This window comes from Bacillus sp. (in: firmicutes), assembly GCA_017656295.1.
Classification (GTDB): domain Bacteria; phylum Bacillota; class Bacilli; order Bacillales; family JACDOC01; genus JACDOC01.
Genome location: JACDOC010000026.1, coordinates 1 through 21,032, shown reverse-complemented (window position 1 = coordinate 21,032; position 21,032 = coordinate 1). Strand labels below are relative to the sequence as shown.

Annotated in this window: 17 protein-coding genes and 1 tRNA gene; 4 read left to right on the top strand and 14 right to left on the bottom strand. The window is 39.6% G+C overall.

Going from position 1 to position 21,032, the window contains the following annotated elements; translation table 11 throughout:
- Nucleotides 1-268: 268 nt before the first annotated feature.
- The gene (locus tag H0Z31_14680; GenBank protein MBO8178673.1) at nucleotides 269-853 is read right to left on the bottom strand and encodes a nitroreductase; all 585 of its coding nucleotides are present in this window, start codon (nucleotides 851-853) and stop codon (nucleotides 269-271) included.
- Nucleotides 854-1,399: 546 nt separating this feature from the next.
- Nucleotides 1,400-1,873: an S-ribosylhomocysteine lyase gene (locus H0Z31_14675; GenBank protein MBO8178672.1), complete on the bottom strand. Its 474-nt coding sequence runs from the start codon at nucleotides 1,871-1,873 to the stop codon at nucleotides 1,400-1,402.
- 262 nt (nucleotides 1,874-2,135) lie between these two features.
- On the opposite strand from H0Z31_14675, the gene H0Z31_14670 reads away from it, so the two are divergent.
- Complete coding sequence (locus H0Z31_14670; protein MBO8178671.1) at nucleotides 2,136-2,291, top strand: DUF1540 domain-containing protein; 156 nt, start codon at nucleotides 2,136-2,138, stop codon at nucleotides 2,289-2,291.
- 36 nt (nucleotides 2,292-2,327) lie between these two features.
- Here the strand turns inward: H0Z31_14670 and menC are convergent, their stop codons facing one another.
- From menC to H0Z31_14640, 6 genes are all read right to left on the bottom strand, one after another.
- Nucleotides 2,328-3,440, bottom strand: a complete 1,113-nt coding sequence (gene menC, locus H0Z31_14665; protein ID MBO8178670.1) for an o-succinylbenzoate synthase — start codon at nucleotides 3,438-3,440, stop codon at nucleotides 2,328-2,330.
- Complete coding sequence (locus H0Z31_14660) at nucleotides 3,427-4,908, bottom strand: o-succinylbenzoate--CoA ligase (GenBank protein MBO8178669.1); 1,482 nt, start codon at nucleotides 4,906-4,908, stop codon at nucleotides 3,427-3,429. The genes menC and H0Z31_14660 overlap by 14 nt, the downstream gene beginning before the upstream one ends.
- Before the next feature lie 74 nt (nucleotides 4,909-4,982).
- Nucleotides 4,983-5,801 carry a 1,4-dihydroxy-2-naphthoyl-CoA synthase gene (gene menB, locus H0Z31_14655; protein ID MBO8178668.1) on the bottom strand — a complete coding sequence of 273 codons (819 nt, stop codon included), beginning with the start codon at nucleotides 5,799-5,801 and terminating at the stop codon, nucleotides 4,983-4,985.
- On the bottom strand, nucleotides 5,791-6,624 hold the full coding sequence (gene menH, locus H0Z31_14650; protein MBO8178667.1) for a 2-succinyl-6-hydroxy-2,4-cyclohexadiene-1-carboxylate synthase: 834 nt from the start codon (nucleotides 6,622-6,624) through the stop codon (nucleotides 5,791-5,793). Before menH ends, menB begins: the two co-directional genes overlap by 11 nt.
- Entirely contained in the window at nucleotides 6,621-8,354 is a 1,734-nt protein-coding gene (gene menD, locus H0Z31_14645) for a 2-succinyl-5-enolpyruvyl-6-hydroxy-3-cyclohexene-1-carboxylic-acid synthase (protein ID MBO8178666.1), read from the bottom strand. The genes menH and menD overlap by 4 nt, the downstream gene beginning before the upstream one ends.
- Nucleotides 8,351-9,730, bottom strand: a complete 1,380-nt coding sequence (locus tag H0Z31_14640) for an isochorismate synthase (protein MBO8178665.1) — start codon at nucleotides 9,728-9,730, stop codon at nucleotides 8,351-8,353. Before H0Z31_14640 ends, menD begins: the two co-directional genes overlap by 4 nt.
- Before the next feature lie 284 nt (nucleotides 9,731-10,014).
- Here H0Z31_14640 and H0Z31_14635 point away from each other — a divergent pair, with 284 nt between their 5' ends.
- Both H0Z31_14635 and H0Z31_14630 read left to right on the top strand, forming a co-directional pair.
- Nucleotides 10,015-10,935 (top strand): 1,4-dihydroxy-2-naphthoate polyprenyltransferase, encoded by a 921-nt coding sequence (locus tag H0Z31_14635; GenBank protein ID MBO8178664.1) that lies wholly within the window; start codon nucleotides 10,015-10,017, stop codon nucleotides 10,933-10,935.
- Between the two features lie 101 nt (nucleotides 10,936-11,036).
- Nucleotides 11,037-11,747 carry a TraR/DksA C4-type zinc finger protein gene (locus H0Z31_14630; GenBank protein MBO8178663.1) on the top strand — a complete coding sequence of 237 codons (711 nt, stop codon included), beginning with the start codon at nucleotides 11,037-11,039 and terminating at the stop codon, nucleotides 11,745-11,747.
- Nucleotides 11,748-11,828: 81 nt separating this feature from the next.
- Here the strand turns inward: H0Z31_14630 and H0Z31_14625 are convergent, their stop codons facing one another.
- Genes H0Z31_14625 through glgB form a run of 5 tightly spaced genes read right to left on the bottom strand, consistent with a single transcriptional unit; the run spans nucleotide 11,829 to nucleotide 19,764 of the window.
- The gene (locus tag H0Z31_14625) at nucleotides 11,829-14,246 is read right to left on the bottom strand and encodes a glycogen/starch/alpha-glucan phosphorylase (protein ID MBO8178662.1); all 2,418 of its coding nucleotides are present in this window, start codon (nucleotides 14,244-14,246) and stop codon (nucleotides 11,829-11,831) included.
- A complete protein-coding gene (gene glgA / locus H0Z31_14620) occupies nucleotides 14,236-15,687 on the bottom strand; it encodes a glycogen synthase GlgA (protein MBO8178661.1) in 1,452 nt (483 codons plus the stop codon). Before glgA ends, H0Z31_14625 begins: the two co-directional genes overlap by 11 nt.
- A complete protein-coding gene (locus H0Z31_14615) occupies nucleotides 15,684-16,712 on the bottom strand; it encodes a glucose-1-phosphate adenylyltransferase (protein ID MBO8178660.1) in 1,029 nt (342 codons plus the stop codon). The genes glgA and H0Z31_14615 overlap by 4 nt, the downstream gene beginning before the upstream one ends.
- 27 nt (nucleotides 16,713-16,739) lie before the next feature.
- Nucleotides 16,740-17,885: a glucose-1-phosphate adenylyltransferase gene (locus H0Z31_14610; protein ID MBO8178659.1), complete on the bottom strand. Its 1,146-nt coding sequence runs from the start codon at nucleotides 17,883-17,885 to the stop codon at nucleotides 16,740-16,742.
- Complete coding sequence (glgB, locus tag H0Z31_14605) at nucleotides 17,773-19,764, bottom strand: 1,4-alpha-glucan branching enzyme (protein ID MBO8178658.1); 1,992 nt, start codon at nucleotides 19,762-19,764, stop codon at nucleotides 17,773-17,775. The genes H0Z31_14610 and glgB overlap by 113 nt, the downstream gene beginning before the upstream one ends.
- Nucleotides 19,765-20,191: 427 nt before the next feature.
- Here glgB and H0Z31_14600 point away from each other — a divergent pair, with 427 nt between their 5' ends.
- The gene (locus H0Z31_14600; GenBank protein MBO8178657.1) at nucleotides 20,192-20,962 is read left to right on the top strand and encodes a transposase; all 771 of its coding nucleotides are present in this window, start codon (nucleotides 20,192-20,194) and stop codon (nucleotides 20,960-20,962) included.
- On the opposite strand, the gene H0Z31_14595 is transcribed toward H0Z31_14600, so the two are convergent.
- Nucleotides 20,960-21,031: transfer RNA gene (locus tag H0Z31_14595), tRNA-Glu, on the bottom strand. The genes H0Z31_14600 and H0Z31_14595 overlap by 3 nt on opposite strands.
- Nucleotide 21,032 lies beyond the last annotated feature (1 nt).

Here is a 21,032-nt window from a genome sequence, read left to right as displayed (position 1 = left end):
AACGAAGAGTATATTAAATTAGTACTTACGAAATGGTAATTGGAGGCAAACATATAAAAAATACGTAAAAGAATTTTTCAGTCAATTCGATATTCAAGTGATGGTTGGGTTATGTTTGGAAAAGAAGTAGAAATAAGTGAGACGGCAAGAAATTTGGAGCTTCTAAAAAAGGAGTAAACTTCTATCTAAACTACTAATGTCCGGAGTCGCTAAGATGCTGGTTAGCGACCACCCGGACATTCATATTGATGATATTTAAATAACAGAATTACACCTTTTGATCGGAATCAATCCATATCGTCTTGTCTTCGAAAGAAGTTCTCTTACCCATTCTTGGTGGAAGATCGGGATAGCCGATATAAATAAATCCTAAAACTTCGTCTCTATCCGATAGTCCAAAACACTTCTTCATTTTCGGATGATAGCACGCTTTTCCCGTTCTCCAGATGGCACCTAGTCCAAGCGCATGGGCAGCAAGTAACATATTTTGAATGGCTGCGATTACTGCTCCAATTTCTTCGATATACTCAACTTTTGGATTATATGACGGAACGGCTGCAACGGTAATAATAACCGGAGCCCGAAATGCCTTTTCCTCTATTTTCTTTAATTTTTCTTGTCGCTCCTGCTCATTTGTGTCAGCTATTGTTTCTTTTGCAATTTCCGCAAGCGTTCTTCCAAGAAGTCTCCTTCCTTCTCCTGTTAACACAAAAAACTTCCAAGGCTCTGTTAGGTGATGATTAGGAGCCCAAGTAGCAGCCTCTAACACTTGATTGATCAATTGTTTATCGACGGGATCAGGCTTTACCTTCCCAATACTTCTTCTTTTTTTTATCGCTTCTAAAACATCCATTCGTTTTGCCTCCAACTAGTATTTTTCAGAAAAGAGGTCACTTTTTCTTTGTTTTCGTTCATTACATATGCCAACTGAGACACACATCGGTAAACCCGTCACTGGATCCTGAATGATGCGATATTCTATTCTAAATATTTCCTGAGTGTTTCTTCTGTAAAAAATATATTCTAATATTCCTTCTTTATATTCTCGACCATTGACAATAATGATTAGGTGTGCCGCCTGATTTAATTAAAGAAGCAACATGACGATTGTTCGATGAAATTGATGATTTGTTCTAAAACTTCGATTTGATGGGCTAAACCTAAATAGGTCTGTCCCAATCTTAAAATTAATATTCGATATTATCATCTAAACGAAAACGATTATCAATTTCAATATTAAAATATATTACACTTTTTTGTCTACCTTTATTGGAATACTGGGAAGGAGATTGTTTCTCCCATCTTCATCGGTTTCGCATCTGAAATATCTACAATTAAACGATTAAAATGAAATGGCCATTTCCTATTGGGTTTAGGAAATGGCCGTATAGGTAATACATTATGCAAATACTTGTTTTAATTCTTCTTTACTATGTTGTAGCCAGTAGCGCATTAAACGTTTTGCACCTTCTAAATCGTGAAGTTTCGCTTGACCACATTGTTTTTCATTCGCTGCAGGAACTTCCGTAATCTCAAGAGCATCTTTCATTGTATCTTCTAACAAGTCAATGATTTCTTCAACAGTTGGTTCACCGCTTACCACTAAGTAGTAACCTGTTTGACATCCCATTGGGGATACGTCAATAATGTCAAAATGATCGTATTTTTCGGCATGCTTACGAATCGTAAACGCTAATAAATGTTCTAATGTATGAATAGCATCTGGCTTCATTGCTTGCTTGTTTGGCTGGCAAAAACGAATGTCATATTTATTTACGACCCCATCAGAACCAACTTTATGAACACCACAATGACGAACATAAGGGGCTTTTACCGCACAATGATCTAACTCAAAACTTTCAACAGATGGCATAATCCTATCACTCCTCTTTAAATTTGCCTCTTCAAGAGGACTGTATATTTTATTATATCGTTAATTCCGATTTTTTTCATCTATTTTGTCGGAAACGGTCATTATAAAAGAGGATTCATCGTAGTTTATGGCTGTTTGGTATACGTTATTCACTAAATGGAATAAGTATTTTTTTACTTAATCGTTTCCTAAGACGACCAGTATATTTTGCATCAGATACACACATACTAATGCTGAACCCTCATCCAAAGGAGTGAATCAAATGGCAAAAGATGTACTTTGTGAAGTCAATAACTGTACGTATTGGGAACAAGGTAATCGCTGTGGTGCTGACCAAATTTATGTGGTAAGCCATCGCGGAAAACAAGCTGAAAATAGCGAAGAAACTGACTGTAAAACATTTAAACCTACTCAATAATTACTCTTTTTCAATGGGAACGTACTTGTTCCCTTTTTATTTGGCTAAAAACGACTCATTATAAGTGCATACTTGCTTCAAACGTTTCTTATTGATTTCAAACCCAATGCCAGGAGTAGTAGGAACATAAATCTTCCCATGGTCAATTTCTACTTCCGGTTCAATAATATCCTGCTCCCAATACCTGCGAGAAGCCGAAAGATCCCCCGGGATTTGGAAACCTTCCAAAGTAGACAAGGCAATGTTATGAGCTCTGGATACACCAAACTCCAGCATACCACCACACCAAACACCAACTTGTTCCGCTAAGCAGTAGTCATGTATCGCTTTTGCCACAGCTAGACCACCTACTCGTCCGACCTTAATATTTATAAGACGACAACTATTTAATTGAATTGCTAACTTTACATCTTCTATCGAAGCAATGCTTTCATCTAAACAGATCGGCGTCTTCATTTGTTCTTGTAGCTTTGCATGTTCGATAAAATGTTTGTTCCCAAACGGTTGCTCGATCATTAATAAACCAAAATCGTCTAACGCTTTTAAGCGGTCAACATCATCGTGAAACGAATACGCACCATTGGCGTCAATCATTATTGGAGCATCCGGAAAGTACTGTCGGACTTTAGATAGCATTTCATTCTCCTGATTAGGAATAATTTTCAGCTTAATTCGTTGATAACCTTCGTCCAAATACGTCTCTATTTGCCGTAACATAGCATTTACATCAGTCGTTCCAATTGCGACACCTGCGGGAATGGTGGTACGGTTTCCACCAAGTACTTGAAATAACGGCGCTTGTTGTGACTTGGCAAATAAGTCCCATATCGCTGTTTCGATGCCAGCTTTCGCCATCCGGTTGCCTTTGATAGCCGAAAATAATGATGTTAGTTCATTTGGATGGGTCCACTCACGATTTAAAACGATCGGAACTAGCAAATCCTTCAACATATGATAACAAGTGATGACCGTTTCTTCGGTATACCAAGGGGTCGAAAAAGCAACCACCTCACCGTATCCTCGCCGGCCCTCATCATCCGTTAGTTCAACAATAATACTTTCGCGTTTGGATACCGTTTCTAAATGGGTTTCGAACGGTTTTTTTAAAGGCATTTCAATGACGTATAGTTGTACGTTACGTACCTGCATGTTCGTTCACCTTTATCCATTCTTTCAGCTTGCGCCTCAATAATTTGTTAGAGGCATTTCGAGGTAATTCATCCACGACGATAAATTTTTTCGGAATTTTATATTTCGCTAATCGTTTGGTACAATAATTTTTTAATTCCTCCATTGATACTCCGCTAGCTAAAACAACAAACGCACACGGGACTTGCCCCCATACATCATCGTCAATCCCAATCACCCCTGCTTCTAGAACAGCCGGATGGGAATGAAGAACCGATTCAATTTCCGCTGGATAGATATTCTCACCACCAGAAATAATGAGGTCGGAACGGCGATCTAACACATACAAAAACCCTTCATCATCTAAATACCCGTAGTCCCCGGTAAAAAACCATCCATTTTGGAACCGCTCGTTGTTAGCGTCCGACCGATTCAGATATCCAGGGGTCACATTCGGGCCTTTGACTACAATTTCTCCAGCTTCATTCGGTGTAGCTACCCTCTCGTCTACTCGTATTTCGATTTGTACAGGAAACAGTGGTTTCCCAGCTGATCCGAGTTTTGAAAAAACATGTTCCGGTGATAAAGTAACGACTTGGGAGGCTGTTTCTGTCATGCCGTATGTTTGAAATACCGGGATTTGTCTATCTATACACCGTTCTAATAACGATTTTGGTGCCGGTCCTCCGCCTAACAACATACAACGAAAACGCGGATGATATACGTTGTCACCTAATTCTCGTACCATTCGGTCAAGCATAGTGGCGACAACAGACATGATGGACGCATGTCCTGAACAAAGGTATTCGTTCGCCTTTTTTTCATCAAATTGTTTCATTAAGACAACTTCGATTCCATAAATAACGCTTCGAATCAAGATAGAATAACCACTGATATGAAACAACGGTAAAGCGCATAACCACGCATCGTTCTCGTAAAGTCCTAAGTTCAATGCTGAGCCAACTGCACTCCACCAATGATTCCCATACGTTTGTTGCACACCTTTTGGGTTACCGGTCGTCCCTGAAGTGTACATAATAGAACAGATCTCATTTAGTGAAAATTCATGACGTAATGTTAATGGCAACTCTGGTAATTCCATTAATTGTTCATACGTACAAACAAAAAGGTCCTGTTCCAAAGAAGCAAATTTAGATTGAAGTTGATTATCAAGAATCACTTTTTCTACGTTTGCATCATTCACTTGAAAGACGAGTTCTTCAACCGTCAATCTTGTATTTAGTAAAACCGTTTTAGCCCCAATTTGTTGTAAGGCATGAAGAAGAAAAATGGTTTGAGGACAATTTGTTCCCAGTACTCCGATTGCTTCCTCTTTCTTCACACCTATTCCTGCTAATTTGTATGCCCATACCTTACTTTCCTCGTACAACTCCGCAAACGACCAGGAACGATCACCATACGTTAAAGCTCGTCTATGGGGGGTTAAAAATGCCCGTTGCTGTAACCAATTCGGAATAGTAGTCGTCATGTGATTCACCTCAATATCCTTCGTCATAAGAAGAAGGGAGTTCTCATGGACGATGAGAGAACCCCCTTACTTTCTTATGGAAAACGTGGGAATTGACCGAAGTTTGGTTTCCGTTTTTCCTTAAATGCATCTCTTCCTTCTTTTGCTTCGTCTGTTGTATAGTACAGTAATGTTGCGTCGCCGGCGAGTTGTTGTAATCCTGCTAAACCATCTGTATCGGCGTTAAATGCTGCTTTTAGGAAACGAATAGCTGTAGGGCTCTTTTCTAAAATTTCTTCTGCCCATTTTACTGTCTCTTCCTCTAATTTCTCAAGCGGCACTACCGCATTGACAAGCCCCATTTCTAATGCTTCTTGGGCATTGTATTGACGGCATAAATACCAAATTTCTCTCGCTTTTTTATGACCAACAATTCGTGCTAAATAGCCAGCACCATATCCTGCATCAAAGCTACCTACTTTTGGACCTGTTTGACCAAAGATCGCATTATCAGCAGCAATCGTTAAATCACAAACGACATGAAGAACATGTCCTCCTCCAATTGCATAGCCTGCCACCATCGCAATCACTGGTTTTGGAATAATACGGATTAAACGTTGTAAGTCCAGTACATTCAGACGAGGAATATTATCGTCGCCTACGTATCCTCCGTGACCACGCACCTTTTGGTCTCCACCTGAACAGAACGCTTTATCTCCCGCACCTGTTAAAATAATGACACCAATTTTGGAATCATCACGTGCGTACGCAAATGCATCGATCAGCTCCTGCACCGTTTTTGGACGAAAAGCGTTACGAACTTCTGGACGGTTAATCGTAATTTTAGCAATTCCATTGTATGTTTCATAAATAATGTCTTCATATTCTCTCTCTTTTACCCATTCAATGGCCATGACGAGAACCTCCCTTATGTATTGTTAAAAACCTATCTACTATTGTACCAAACTTTTCTGGATGTTCCATATGAATTGTATGCCCTACTCCCTCAATGACCTCGTGTTGGGCCATAGGCAATCGTTGAACCATTCGCTCAGCAATCCGACAAAACTTCATGTCCATTTTGCCTGTCAATAATAGAACTGGAAAATGGAGGTTGGTAAGTTGGTCCCACCAAGATGGTTGACTTCCTGTCCCCATTCCGAGAAGACTGTTGGCTAAACCAACCGGATGATTTTTCATTCGCTGTGCTCTTTTCTTTTCTTTCACGTCCTCAGGCAGCTGACTCTGGGTCGCAAATAACGGAATACGCTCCCAATAATCAATAAAGAACTCGATTCCTTTATGTAATATCATATCTGCCAAACGAGCATCCGCCAATTGACGTTCTTTTCGTTCTTCTGGAAACTCTAACCCTGGTGAAGCGCTTTCTAATATTAATGTCTCTACCCAGTTTGGAAATAACACGGCAAATGTGAGAGCAAGACGTCCACCCATCGAATAGCCAATCATATGAACTTTTTCATAAGCTAATTTTTCTAACAAATCGCGAATATCAGTGGCCACTTTAACAATATCGTACCTTGCTGGGTCTTCAGGATGATCGGATTTCCCATGCCCTAAAATATCAATTAAAATCCATTGATAACGAGAAGGGAAATAGGGAAGGACATCTTCCCAGGAGGTGATATCACCCGTAAAACCATGCAGTAAAACAACTGGCTTTCCTTCCCCTTTCACTTTTACATGGTACGTTACACCATTCACACGAACATTCACAGATGCTCTTCCTTTACAAACAAACTCAAAATTTCTGATACGTTAGCCCATAATTGGCGGTGGATGGCGGCATTGCTTTCACGATTCGTTTGTACTTCAAGAATGCGTAATCCTTGTTGATTGGTTTTCGACAATTCTTGTTCAAAATGATTCCAATCGTGAATAAGATGATACTCCCCTTCATATAAATGGGCCAAGTATTCAAATGATAAATGTAAAGGTGTACCAAACAATTGTTCAAAATGCTTCGGATATTTCGCTTGCGGTAAGAACGAAAAAATTCCTCCGCCATTATTGTTTACTAAAATGACCGTAAGCGGTAGATGATAAGCTTTCGCTATGAACAGTCCTGTTAAATCGTGGAAGAAGGACAAATCTCCAATGAGTAAATATGCTTGTTTCGCATACAGACTTGCACCTAATGCACTAGAGACAACCCCATCGATTCCGTTTGCTCCTCGATTGGCAAGGATGCGAATATTTTTCGGGACTTGATGAAAAAATGTATCTACATCTCGTATCGGCATACTATTCCCAACAAACAACAAACTCTCTTCTGGAAGTAAACGGCTCATTCGAAGGACTAATTCACCTTCGTTGAGTTCCTCGGTTGAAAAAGATTGCAACTTTCCTTTCGTCAGTGTATTTAACTGAATCCATTGATTGAGCCATTCAAAGTTCGGATGGATTTTTACACGTTCCGTCATCGTTTCACAGAATATTCGTTCCTCACAATAAATCATTTCCGTCATTAAAAAGTTAGGATTACGATATCCCGCTCCACCGTCCACAACGAGATGATAAGCGTCCTTCTGTTCTTGTAAATAAAGAAGTAACGCTTTTGAAACAGGCATCGCTCCAAAACGGATCACGATGTCTGGTTGATATGTCTTTTTGACCTCTTCATTTCGTAAAAACGTATCATAACAGTCAATAATTTCTTCGTGCATGCTCGATTGGGAACGCAATTGGGATAATGGATCTGCCAGTATTGGAAAACCAACTTTTTTTCCAAAACGAACAATTGATTCTGCACATGACGGGTCATCTAACGGACCACATATAATTAACCCTTTCTGTTTTTGTTCGAGCATTGAGGCAAGTTCATCCGCTTGCGCCACACTCATGCTCAGCATTCCGGTATGTATTTTCATCGGCGGGATTAACTTGTCTACCTGTTGCTCAAGATGTGGAATTAACGGTTCACGTAACGGCACGTTGATATGAACAGGTCCTTTAGGAGTCTGGACGGATTCTGTGACCGCACGCACAGCCGTTGCCTGCGCATATCGCTTCATCGTCTCTGACCCTTCCGGAAGGGCAAGATCGACATGCCATTTCACATGTTTTCCGTATAACGAAAGCTGATCAATGGCTTGCGGAGCCCCAATTTCTCGTAATTCATGCGGACGGTCGGCTGTTAACACAATCAGTGGAACACGAGCATACTTTGCTTCAATAATAGCTGGATAATAGTTCGCTGCTGCCGTTCCGGATGTACAAAGTAGCGCGACGGGTGCTTGGGACATTTTTGCTATACCTAGAGCAAAAAAAGCAGCTGAACGTTCATCCACAATTACGTGTGTTTCGATTTGGGAACGTTCAGCTAAGAGCATCGCTAGGGGGGTGGAGCGGGATCCTGGACTAATAACAGCGTGTCGGACCCCTCCTTGAATGAGACCATCGATGAACGAGAAAAGATAATTGGTCATCACTTCTTCATGATTCATACGTCTGTTCCTCCTATGGCACGTAACATTGGCCGAAACTTCATGCGTGTTTCTTGAAATTCGCTATCCGGTTGAGAATCCGCTACCACACCACAACCTGAAAACAAAGTCGCCTCGTTATTTCGTAGAACGCCTGAACGAATAGCAACGGCAAATTCTCCATTTCCTTCATAATCCATCCAGCCAATCGGAGCAGCATAAAAGCCGCGGTTCATTCCTTCTACCTTTCGAATCGTTTCCATCGCTTTCTCTCGTGGCACTCCACCTAGTGCAGGCGTTGGGTGCAACCTTTGAACAAACTGAAGCAACGACGTTTTCTCATCCGTATATCCTTTGACAGGCGTATATAAATGTTGAATATCTCGAGTTTTCATTAATGTCGGTTCGTCAGGAATATCAACTTCCGAGCAAAGCGCTTCCATCACGTCACGAATCATCGAGACCACAAATTTGTGTTCCTGAACATTTTTCCGGTCGTTTAACAATTCTTTTCCTAATGACTCATCTTCTTCCATCGTCAGCCCACGTTTAATCGAACCAGCTAAGCACGTTGAAAGCACTTCATGATGCATTTTACGCACTAACCGTTCCGGGGAAGCTCCGATAAAACAACTTTTGTTCGCTTCCAAGGAAAAAATAAAACTTTTATGCTGTTCGTCCCACAACCGCTGTAATACTCGATCGGACAAAATCGCTTCCGAAAATTGAATGTATTTTTTTCGAGCGAGGACAACTTTGTCTAATTCACCGGTTTGAATTTGGTTAATGACACGACGTACGGTTTCCTTCCACTGTTCCGCATTTGGCTCGTTAACGGTAACAATCGCCGGTATTGGTTCTTCTATAATTTCTTCCTTTAAAACAAACTGTTTGAATAACCAATCTTTTTGTTTCTCCAGCTCTTTCTCCCAATGATCAGTTAATGGTCCGTTCATTGTTAGGTACGTTTCGTTATCGTAAACAGTAAGCATAATGGATGGGAGATAAAACATAACTGGCGAAAAATCTATCCATTCGTTGGACGGGACAATTTGCGGATCAAAACTTATTCCTCCAAACAACAGAGGACCCGTTCCTGGAACGTTATAAGAATGTTGTATCACCGTTTTCTCTATAATATCGTTCCATTTCTTTTGTAACGCTTCAAATCGACCGGAAGGTTCTATTAGTTCAATTTTTTTAACGATACCTAAACCAACGATAATCAACTCGTCATCTGGATCTTTCCAAAAAAATCGTTCTCCTTGAAACCATTTCTTTCCTTTATTATAAAAGGAAAGGGGGTCAATAAACGGAATTTTGAACACTGAACTTCGATACAATAGGTCTTTACGCGCACGTTCTTTAGCATCCAATTGTATATCAACGGTTGAAATCGTAGTCAAAAAATATCCCCCCAAACCAAAAAGCACGAAACGTTCTCAAACTTATTTAAAGATACACTCAACATCAATACGTGTCAACGGACTCCCACTTCGTAAACCTGATTCTAACCTTATTATATACTATTATAGGCCTTGTTTCCGAGTAGAGTGACTAAATGGTTAGAAATGGTTCATATGAAAAAGTCATTGACACGTTTTACCCCTTTACCTACACTTTATTTTGTAACGAAATTGCAACAAGTAAATTGATAACGAATTACAAGGGAGAGGAAAATATGATAGGACAACCATCTCCTAGCTTCTCTAACGATCGTGGATGGGGAGTTTGGTGGAAATTAACTCGTCCACATACGTTGACCGCTGGGTTTGTCCCTGTTTTTTTAGGAACTGCATTATCCATCCAATATACGGAAATTAACTTTTCGTTATTTATAACGATGATGATTGCAACGCTCCTTATTCAGGCAGCGACAAATATGTTTAACGAATATTTCGATTATATCCGTGGATTGGATAATGAACAATCTGTTGGAATTGGCGGGGCTATCGTCCGCCATGGAATTGCCCCAAAAACGGTGCTCTATTTAGCGTATGCATTATTTTTTATTGCCTTATTATTAGGGGTATATATTTGCGCGAACACTTCCTGGTGGTTAGCCGTGATCGGACTTGTATGTATGGCTGCGGGATATTTTTATACAGGTGGTCCGATCCCGATTGCGTATACCCCATTTGGCGAATTAGCTGCAGGGTTTTTTATGGGAACGCTTATTATATTAATTTCGTTTTACATTCAAACGGAATTTATTAACGTAACAAGCATTTTGGTCACTGTTCCAAGCTTTCTTCTCGTTGGAGCCATTTTATTAGCGAACAATATACGTGACTTAGATGGAGACAAAGAAAATGGACGAAAAACATTGGCCATTTTAATAGGCCGTACGAAGGCAATTAAATTGTTAGCAGGAATGTTTATCGTCTCTTACATTTGGGTCATGGTTCTAGTTGCGTTTAATATTACCTCTCTTTGGTTAATGATTACCTTTTTAAGTATACCGAAAGCGGTAAAAGCCGTAAAAGGATTTATTGGAAAAACGAAACCAATTCAAATGATGCCTGCGATGAAAGCGACTGCACAAACGAATACACTTTTCGGCCTATTATTTGCCATTGGCCTACTTTGTAGCTACCTATAACAAATAGAAATCGGGGAATGCCCCGATTTTTTCTTTTATCACTAATTTATTAACCGTTGGCTCATACTAAAGCTAAATGGATGGATAAAGGAAGTGAGAAAATGCTATCACCAGAAAAAATCGAACATTTTCGTCAACAATTATTGAACGAAAAACAACAGCTTACCCAACAATATGAACGAGACAGACTGAACATGTTCACCGTCAACGAAAGAGAAAATGTTGGTGAACTTTCTTCGTATGATAATCATCCAGCCGATTTAGGTACGGAGTTATATGAACGAGAAAAAGACATGGCCCTCCAAGACCATGCAGAGGGCGAAATCGGAAAAATTGAGGCAGCTCTACAAGCAATTGAAAATGGTGAATACGGCCGTTGCCAAGTTTGCGGAAAAGCGATTCCACTTGAACGGTTAGAAGCCATACCGTCCACTCTTTATTGCGTTGATCATTCACCTGAACAACAACCTGCAACGGATCGCCCTGTTGAAGAACAAGTTCTTGAACCACCAACAAAAAATTCATTCCGTCATCTACGTTATAAAGAAGTGAAGGATACAGAGGACAGTTTCCAAGAAAGTGCACGCTACGGGACTTCGGAAACACCAGCCGATTTTGTTGGGGATTTTGAAAATTACGGACATTTGTATCAAGGGGATGAATGGGATCGAGAAGGGTTTACCGAACAATTGGAATTCTTCATCGGAACAGACATCTATGGAAAAAATCGCAAAGTCTATCCAAATAAAGTCCATGAAGCTTATGAGCAAGTATTGGACAAAGAATGGCAAGATCAAGATTGGGATGAATGATATATACCAATCCAAAACGATGGGCTGACCTTCCAAAAAATGAAAAAATCAGCCCTTTTTTATTTATTGATTCCATTGTATTTAATTTGTTCCCCATGCTACCGGTTCATACGGCCCGATTTTCCATATCTCTTTCGCATACTCTCGAATCGTCCGATCACTTGAGAAATATCCAGATTTCGCAATATTGACTAAGCTTTTTTTATACCAATTTTGTTTATTTTGATAAGCCTTCCCTACTTGTTCTTGGATAGAAACATAGGATGAAAAATCACGTAACACAAAGTACGGATCATTATGTGACAATAATGAATCACGAATGATTTCAAATTCATTACCCGCTTTTGGGAAAAATCCATTCACCAATTGATCAACGACCATCTGAATCCGAGAATCATAATGATAATATTCCATCGAACGATAACCACCAAACCGTTGATATTGTAATACTTCATCAGCCGTCAGTCCGAAAATAAATATATGATCTTTACCTACGAGCTCAAATATTTCAATATTCGCTCCATCCATCGTCCCGACGGTCAGCGCTCCATTCATCATAAACTTCATATTCCCCGTCCCTGATGCTTCTTTACTTGCGGTCGAAATTTGTTCACTCACATCTGCCGCCGGTATAATTAGTTCTGCCAGAGTGACCCTATAATTTTCTAGAAACACCACTTGTAATTTCTCTCTTACGGCTGGGTCGCGATTGATTTTTTCCGCCAACGAATGAATGAGCTTAATAATTTTTTTTGCAAAAAAGTAACCAGGTGACGCTTTCGCCCCAAAAATAAATGTCCGCGGGTGAAAATCAAACGTCGTGTCTTCTTTGATACGGTTATACAGATACATAATGTGCAAAATGTTCAACAACTGGCGCTTATATTCATGCATCCGCTTTACATGAATATCAAAAATCGAATGAGGATCTACCACTAATCCTTGATGTTCCTGAATGTACGCAGCTAACTTTTCTTTCCGTTTCTTTTTTACTTTACGAAGCTTTTTAATAAACGCTCCATCATTTCGAAATTTTAGCAGTTCTTCCAAATGAGAAGGATCTTTTATCCAACGCTCACCGATTCCTTCCGTAATGAGAGTAGATAACTCCGGATTCGCTTTTAACAACCAGCGACGATGGGTAATGCCGTTCGTCTTATTATTAAATTTTGTTGGGTAATATTCATGAAACAGCTTCATTTCCCGTTTCTTTAAAATTTCTGTATGGATATTGGCAACCCCATTCACACTAAAGCTACCGACAATAGCTAAATGAGCCATTTTCACTTCCCCATGAGAGATGATTGCCATTTTTTCGATCCGCTCCCATTCACCCGGATACCGCTCCCACAACAGTTGGCAAAAACGTTCGTTAATTTCTTCTACAATCATGTAAATACGAGGGAGTAGCGGTTGAAATAACCGAACAGGCCACCGTTCCAACGCCTCCGTTAATGTGGTATGGTTTGTATAACAAAACGTGTGGGTAACGATAGACCAAGCTTCCTCCCAGCCTAACTCATAATCATCTAATAAAATACGCATCAATTCGGGAATGGCCAGCACGGGATGGGTATCGTTAATATGAATACAAATGGATTGATGAAGCTGTCTGATGTCTCCGCCTCTTGATAAAAATGACCGAATAATTGAACGGACACTAGCGGAAACAAGGAAATATTGTTGCTTCAACCGTAAAATTTTTCCTTTATCGTGGGTGTCGTCCGGATATAAAAATTCGGAAATAGCTTCCGTTTCTCTTTTATACTTCATCACATCTTTGTACACCGGATACGGAGATGGTTCGGCACTCCACAATCGAAGCGTATTAACCGTTTTTCCTTCTAAACCAACGACTGGTATATCGTACGGAACGGCTGTTACATATTCTGCATCGAGATGGCGAAAACAAAGTCGTCCATCTTTTTCATACGGTTCGACCCACCCCCAAAATGGAATTTCAACGGCTAAATCTGCTTTTCGTACTTCCCATACATGTCCGTGTCGTAACCATTGTTCCGGAAGCTCCACTTGGTAGCCATCGACAATTTTTTGCTCAAATAACCCGTGCTTATACCGAATGCCGCATCCATGACCGGGTAGTTGTAATGAAGAAAGCGAATCTAAAAAACAGGCGGCCAATCGACCGAGGCCACCGTTTCCTAAACCTGCATCGTGTTCAATTTCCTCCAACTGTTGATACGATATCCCGAGTTCGTCTAACCCTTCTACAACAAGCTCTTTAATTCCTAAGTTGATTAAATTTTGGGTTAACAAACGCCCTAACAAAAATTCTATGGAAAGATAATATACTTGCCGTTGATGTGTCGTTCGATACCGTTCGTTCGTTTCGATCCATGCCGGACTAATGTATTCTCGAACCATGTGTCCTAGCGTGACATAATGGTCATAAGACGTTGATTCTTGAAATCTTTTCCCACACATCATCTCCAGCTTTGATAAAAACGAACGTTTAAATTCTTCCTTATTAGAAAACATGACTTTCCCTCCTGGAGGTGATGTCCGCATACAATTGACTGTATTTAAAGGCCGATTGTGCCCAACTATAATCTTGTTCCATCGCTCGTTTCACAAGAACTTCCCATACTTCTTTCCGTTTGTAATATTGAAGTGCCCGTCGAATCGTATACAACATATCGTGGGCATTGTAGTTGGTGAAGGAAAAGCCGTTCCCTTCTCCTGTATCGTCCCGGTACGCTATGACCGTATCGTTAAGTCCACCTGTTTCCCGCACAATCGGAATTGTGCCATACTTTAAGGCAATCAGTTGCCCTAAACCACATGGTTCAAATTTCGAAGGCATTAAAAACAAATCAGAACCAGCATAAATTTGATGTGCTAACGGCTCATTAAAACCGATCGACACTCGTACTTTATCCGAATATTGGCTCGCTTTTTGTTGGAAAAATTGTTCAAATTCCCAATCACCCGTACCTAATATAATCAACTGAATATCCTCTTGAAGGAGTTCATCGAACAGATGGGTAACAAGGTCTAATCCTTTTTGTTTTGTTAACCGACTAATCATGGCGATGATTGGTTTATGACGATTCACCTCTAACCCAAACTTACGTTGCAATTCTTCTTTATTTTTCACTTTCCCGTCTAACTGATGGGGAGAATAGTGTTGCCAAATATATGGGTCGAAAAGGGGATTATAAAATTGGTCATCGATTCCGTTTAAAATACCTATGAGAGAATCTTTTCGCCAGCGAAGTAACCCGTCTAACTTTTCTCCGTAATAAGGGGTTTGAATTTCCTGACAATACGTTGGACTCACCGTCGTGATATAGTCAGAAGATACTAATGCCCCTTTCATAAAATTCATGTTGCCATAAAATTCGAGATACTCAGGATGGTCATATTTCCGATCTAAATTTAACAGTTCCCAAATCACTTCACGCGGGAAAATTCCTTGAAACTGTAAATTATGAATCGTAAAAATGGTTCGAATACGTTGATATCCTTCACGGAACTGATAATCGACTCGTAATAAAAACGGAATCATTCCCGTGTGCCAGTCGTGACAATGAATAATATCGGGATAAAACGATAAATGTGGGAGACTCTCTAAGACAGCCCGGCAAAAAAAGGAGAAACGCTCCCCATCATCGTAAAATCCATACATTTTGTCTCGCTTAAAATAATATTCGTTATCGATAAAGTAAAAGATGACACCGTCATGTTCAAAACATTCAATACCACAATACTGTTGACGCCAGCCAACTGATACGGTATATTCTGCAATTTTTCGCATCCTCTCCCGAAAGTGAGTAGGGATCATCCCATACTTCGGGAGTATTACTCGAACATCGGTTCCTAATCGTTTTAATTCTTTCGGTAACGAACCTGCAACGTCTGCAAGTCCTCCTGATTTAATGTATGGTACACATTCTGAGACAACAAACAATACTTTCACGAATTCATCAGCGCTCCTTGTATCGTTCCTTTTCGAATCACAATTGGTTGATCTTTATGTCCACGTAAACGTTCACCACTTTCAATTTTCACGTCTTTATCTAAAATGACGGCATCCAACTCACAATTCTCACCGATCATACCTTTTTGCATAATGATACTATTTTTTATGACGGTTCCTTTTCCAATATGCACCGCTCGGAAAATGATCGAGTTTTCAACATGCCCTTCAATGACACAGCCATTAGCAATCATAGAATTTTTAACAAAAGCCCCTGGAAGATATTGTGTTGGAGGTTCGTCTTTTACCTTTGTATAAATCGGATAGTCAGAAACAAACACTTGATTCCACACTTCTCGATTTAACAAATTCAAGCTCGTTTTGTAATACGTTTGAATGGAGTCAATCATGACGGCAAAGCCATTATATTCATACGTACAAACATTAAATGGACTTCTTAAATCCGTGACGACATCACGCATACACGTATACCCATATTTTTCACGGTTTTCAATTAAGTCAATAAGTAAGGACTTTTCAACAATATACATTTCTAACGAACGACCTTGATGACAAATTTCCGTAATGTCACAACCGACGTCGATATGACGTTGTAATATTGGGCGATAGTCCATATTACAAACGGTAAAGCAATTGGAAATGAGCGCATATGTTTGACGACTCCGATAAAAATAGTCGATATGGTGAGCAAAATGATTAAAAGAACCAATGCCTTGATACGTATTTTCTAATTTCGGTGATGGGAAGAAAAACAGTCCGTCTCGTTTCCGACTTAAATCCCAGTTTTTCCCTGAACCTAAATGATCCATTAACGAGCGATATTGAAATTTAGGAAAAATCGCGACACTCTGAATACCGGAATTAACCATATTGGATAATACAAAATCAATTAACCGATATCTTCCGGCAAACGGAACGGCCGCTAACGAACGATGTAGCAGTAAATCCTCTAACGAATCGTTGTACGTAGTCGCATCAATCACACCTAGCATTGAATGACTCATTAAAATTTCAACCTCCTTGCTTAATCTTTACACATTGATTAAACGGTTAATTCGTTCTTCAGTGACGAGTATGACTTCTTCTCCATCCTCTGGGAGAATCGTTAAATCACTAGGAACATGGACATTTGATGGAACAATCGCGTTTTTAATAAACGCATTTTGGCCGACCCGTGCCCCAGGCATCACAACAGATTGTTCAACAATCGCTCCCTTTTCAACCGTCACGCCTTGGAATATAACAGAATGCTTAATAATTCCTTCGACAACACACCCTTCATTAATAAGAGAGCGTTCGACTTCGGCTTCTTCAGAAATGTATTGAGGTGGATGATTTGGATTGACCGAATAAATACGCCACGAATGGTCAAATAAATTCAGTTCACAATCTTCCCGTAGCAAATCCATATTGGCTTCCCATAAACTCTTAACCGTTCCTACGTCTTTCCAGTAGCCTTGAAACGGATAAGCAACAATTTTTTTCTTCTCTCGGAGTAAAAGAGGAATGATGTCTTTTCCAAAATCATGACAAGAGTGAGGATTTTGGTGGTCACGTATTAAATATTCTTTAAGGAGTTTCCAATTAAAGATATAAATTCCCATTGACGCTAGATTATTCTTTGGTACGGCAGGTTTTTCTTCGAATTCAATAATTTCAAGGTCTTCGTTTGTATTCATGATGCCGAAGCGACTCGCTTCTTCCCATGGAACTTCAATGACCGAAATCGTCACATCGGCATTTTTCGAAATATGGAAGTCTAACATCTTGGAGTAATCCATTTTATAAATATGGTCACCAGACAAAATCAAAACATAATTCGGATCATACTGTTCTATATAATTGATATTTTGATAGACAGCGCTTGCAGTTCCTGTATACCAGCGTACTTCAGAAGAAACACTATATGGTGGAAGAACAGTGACACCCCCATTTTTACGATCTAAATCCCAAGCGCTACCGATTCCGATATATGAGTTTAAAACAAGAGGTTGATACTGGGTTAACACCCCTACTGTTTCAATCCCTGAATTGGTACAGTTACTTAATGGGAAATCGATAATTCTATACTTTCCTCCGAACGGTACTGCTGGTTTGGCCAAATCTTTTGTCAGTTCGTTTAATCGACTTCCTTTCCCTCCTGCTAACAACATCGCGACACAATCGACTTTCACCATGTGCTAGACACTCCTTTCTTGAGTTTACTGGTTGAAAAAAGATTGCTGAAAATGGCGGAATCGATATTTCAATGTGGTATGGCTTACCATGATAAACCCCTTCTTGCGCATTGACTGCTTTTGGATTCGTGATACCTAAACCTCCATATTGTTCGGCATCACTGTTCCAAATTTCTTGATAAGCACCTTTTTGAGGCACTCCTACTTTATATTGGTGATATGGATATTCACTAAAATTACAAATCACAACTAGAAATTCATCTTTATTTTTTGCTTTACGAATAAAGGAGAAAATTTTTTGCTCGTGATTATTCACATCGATCCATTCAAATCCCTCCGGCTGATGATCCAACTCATACAATGGTTTCGATTGTTTGTAAAAAGCTAATAGATTCCGTACATACACGTTCATTTTTCGATGCATGTCGTAATCTAGTAGATGCCAATCTATTTCTTCTAAATCTTTCCACTCATCAAATTGTCCAATCTCTCCTCCCATAAAGAGCAGCTTCTTCCCAGGATGTGCGACCATATATCCATAAAGCAATCTCAACTGAGCGAATTTTTGCCAATAGTCTCCAGGCATCTTATTAAGTAATGATTTTTTTCCATGTACAACTTCATCGTGTGAAAACGGGAGGATAAAATTCTCAGAAAAGGCGTAAATAAGAGAAAACGTCATTTTCGAGTGAGCGCTCGACCGTTCTGCAGGTGGTAGCTCCATATAGGTCAACACGTCATTCATCCATCCCATGTTCCATTTATAATGAAACCCTAGTCCATCAAGGTGAACCGGAGCAGTTACACGTGGATAATCGGTAGAATCCTCAGCTATCATTAATACATGTGGATCATATTGACCAACAGCACGATTGAGTTTTTGTAAAAAGGAAATCCCATATGGATTAACGGTGCAGTCATGAGAATTGGGCCAGTAAATAATTTTGGACACGGCATCTAACCGAAAACCATCAATGTGGTAATAGTCCAACCAGTAAATCGCATTAGAAATCAAAAAGCTATGTATTTCATTTTTTCCTAAATCAAAATTTGCAGTTCCCCAAGTGAAATTCTCACGATCACGTTCTTCAGGATATTCGTACAAATAATGCCCATCAAAGCGATACAATCCATGAGCATCTTTACAGAAATGTCCTGGAACCCAATCTAATATGACACCAAGGCCGTGCTTGTGACACTCATTCACGAAATACATCAAATCATGCGGAGTCCCATATCTGCTTGTCGGTGCAAAATATCCCGTGCTTTGGTATCCCCATGATCGATCAAACGGATGCTCCGTTACCGGCAATATTTCAATATGAGTAAACCCTAGTTGCTTAACATATGGAACAAGCTCTTTTGCAAGCTCTCGATAAGTTAAAAAGTCGTTCCCATGTTTCTTTTTCCAGGTTCCAAGATGAACTTCATAGATAAACAAAGGTTCCTGATAAACAGGCTTTTGGATTCTTTTCCTTAACCATTCTTCATCATCCCATTGAAATCCAGACAAGTTATAGATGATTCCAGCCGTATGTGGACGTAGTTCGGTATAAAACGCAAATGGATCTGTTTTATGAAAGACATGACCTTCTTGTGACTCGATTTCGTATTTATAAAGATGCCCCGTTAAATCTTGAGGCACCGTTAACATCCACACTCCTTCTCGATTGAGACGAGTCATTTCATACTCTCTTCCATTCCAATGATTAAAGCTCCCTACCACTCGAATACGCTTCGCATGAGGAGCCCAAACACAAAAGCGCGTTGAAGTTTGCTCACGATTTTTGATTATATGAGCACCAAACAACGTATATGCCTGAAATAAATTTCCTTCATGAAACAGATGAAGCTCAAAATCAGTTGGAGTTTCATACATGACCTTCACATTTCTCACCTGCTGAAAAAGTATTTATACATCTCTATTTTGTTTTCATAACCAAAATTCCTTTCTTTATAGTTAAAAACTTTCCGACAATTTTATACATGAATTTACAACTTACAAAAAAACCATGTTGTTAAGCGTTTTCATAAGTAATTGTAAGCGTTTCAATAAGAAAAAGGGTGTCGAATGACGTCAAAATTTTTGTTTTGAAGAATGAAAAATTATTATTCTTGAAATAACTTTTTAAAAAACATTTTGGAAAGGGTTAATGGATAAAAACGGAAATAAACATAACAGCTTACCAAAAAAGGTTCTATACTAAATGTTGGGGTAAAGAATTTCATAAAATAAAAAAGCATTTACGAAGTGCTCTCTTTTATAATGAAAGTGGCCAAACCTCATTTAAAAGGAGACTTCGTAAATGCAAGACTATTGTATCACAAAACTGGTTGGATTAGAAAATGTCATTGTGTCAAATATTGTGGAAACGGATACGCACCTAGAAATTTTTATCGAAACCAAACCTTGTCATCAAAGTTGTCCTCAGTGCGGGGAGAGGACAAGATCTATTCATGATTATCGTCTGCAGAAGATTCGAGATGTCAAATTTCGCGAAATGTATACGTATCTCATTCTAAAAAAGCGTCGCTATAAATGTACATCCTGTGGGAAGCGTTTCTATGAACGATATACCTTCTTAGAGCGCTATCAACGTCATACGAAACGTGTCCTTCAAGCCCTTCTTATCAAAGTGAGAACGGCCAATTTTAAGGAAGTGGCGAAAGAGCTTGGATTGGGACACTCAACGGTGATTCGATGGTTTGACCGTTATTATACTTATGAGAACCACTCATTACCACAAATTTTAGCCATTGATGAGTTTAAAGGGACAACCGAAAAAGGAAAATATCAATGTGTCATCGGAGACCCTCGAGGCTTCAAGGTATTTGATGTGATTCAAGACCGTAGTTGTCGGACGTTAAAAGATTATTTTCGTTCTTTACCGACTCATCGTGTTCAAATGGTGGTCATGGATATGTGGCAGCCTTACAAAATATTGGCTCAACAACTCTTTCAAAATCCAACTGTTACTTCTGCCTTCACAGTTCGGGACTTTTACCCTATAGATTACACCCATGCCGGGCGTACAACAAAAAACTCGCTAAGCGAATGCTTAGCGAGTTACCGATGACCCGTACGGGATTCGAACCCGTGTTACCGCCGTGAAAGGGCGGTGTCTTAACCACTTGACCAACGGGCCA